The sequence below is a fragment of the Effusibacillus pohliae DSM 22757 genome (assembly GCF_000376225.1).
In the GTDB taxonomy this organism is placed as follows: Bacteria; Bacillota; Bacilli; order Tumebacillales; family Effusibacillaceae; genus Effusibacillus; species Effusibacillus pohliae.
In genome coordinates, this window is sequence record NZ_AQXL01000017.1 from 1 (window position 1) to 1549 (window position 1549).

At 43.0% G+C, this 1549-nt stretch carries 3 protein-coding genes; all 3 read right to left on the reverse strand.

Going from position 1 to position 1549, the window contains the following annotated elements; translation table 11 throughout:
• Window positions 1–174: 174 nt before the first annotated feature.
• Window positions 175–429: a hypothetical protein gene (locus tag C230_RS0100170; protein WP_018130097.1), complete on the reverse strand. Its 255-nt coding sequence runs from the start codon at window positions 427–429 to the stop codon at window positions 175–177.
• A 179-nt stretch (window positions 430–608) separates the two neighbouring features.
• Window positions 609–977, reverse strand: coding sequence for a hypothetical protein (locus C230_RS0100175; protein ID WP_018130098.1), 369 nt, complete (start codon window positions 975–977; stop codon window positions 609–611).
• On the reverse strand, window positions 974–1549 hold a 576-nt coding region (locus C230_RS23080; RefSeq protein WP_211207974.1), incomplete at its 5' end, for a hypothetical protein. The genes C230_RS23080 and C230_RS0100175, both read right to left, overlap by 4 nt.

A 1549-nucleotide genomic window follows, 5' to 3' on the forward strand; every position in this document is an offset into this window, starting at 1 on the left:
TACTAGTTGGTTGCGTCACTTTCTAGTAGACACACACGGTGGCTTCGTCGTCAATTGTGGACGACGGATTTTACACCACTACCTGAGACTTTAACTCTTTTTTTTGCTCATCTCGCGGAAGGGTTTAAATTCAAATGGAGGTACCATTAAATGATAATCCATATACTTCTCACCTCATTCATGAATGGTGTATTTGATCCCATTTTGCTCCAAGAACGTTCGTAATGACTGGGATGCGCCAATTCGTCCAGTGACAGTGCTTCGAAAGAAATGCCAATGTGCTCCTTCTATTTCTTTAGCATTAATCAATGCCACGTCTTTGAGAATCTGCTGTTTTACCCTTTTGGCTACCGCCGCAGCGTTACCAATCTCTTGCACTTGCTGGATGATACGTTGTTTGAATTCCAGATCATAACGTCTGCGTTTCACACAACCATCCCCTTACTATTTTGAGTGTACCGGAATAAAGGGTGTTGTGTCCAAATCGATTAGGGGGCTTTAGAGTACTCGCCAGCCCCCGTTCGGGACTTTCACCCTATGGATAAACGCCCTTGCTGGGCGCTCAAAAATCAGGAGAAACTTAACGGGAAGTTTCTCCTTCGTTGAAACTACTTCAATCCCTGATAAATATCGTGAAGATATTCATCATCTGTTTCGTTCAATCGGATTCTCAACGATCCGTTGACATAATACAATTCAAAATCCCCTTTTGACGGACCTTCTTCAATAACTCGAACTCCGTCCAAGACTGCTAGAAATCCGAAAACACTCGAATCAACAGCATTTTCTATTATCTTTTTAACCATCTCTTTATCTTGTTCGGAAAGATTATTAAACCATTCAGAAAGCACCATGTCTTCCTTCAAAGGACGTCTTCCGGGTGGTTCTACTAAGCTTTTTAGAGTACCGGAAATAGCACTATCTCTTACTCTCAGCAATATTCCTTTAATAAATTGTTCCCTATCCACAAATTTCACCTCACCAATTTCCTAAATACATCCGGATACATTTGTTTATTTGATCGTATCAATTCTTTTAAAGCACTGTTTGGTGCTTGAGTGAATTTTCTTAAGTCGCGGATGTCTTTTGCTAAAAGATCACGTGCAGTGCCATTGTATGAACCTCTCATCTTAGGAATTCTTCTATGTTCTTCTTCTGGTATAGCAATTGCAGGAGCATCCTTTTTATTATACCTAGGTATAATTTGTTGTGCCGGATGTGCTTGACCCACATGATGTATATCTAGTCCGTCATTTGGAGCAGATCTTGCCTTTAAGCTATTGTAGGTTCCAACCTCATATGGTGTTACTTTTCCTTTTTTCCCGCCGGACCATGCCTTGCTGGCGATTTCGTCCGCTTCTCCGACTATCCGTGCGCCTTCCGCTACATGAGCTGCCTGGCCCACCGCTTTCGCTGCACGCGCCGCTAGTGACAGGCTGCCAACCGGAATCGCAGTCGAAACCACATCAAAGGCGATCCAGGCTGCATTTTCCCAGGTCGGGTTTTGAATAAAGGATACGACATCATAAACCAGAAACGCAACATCCAG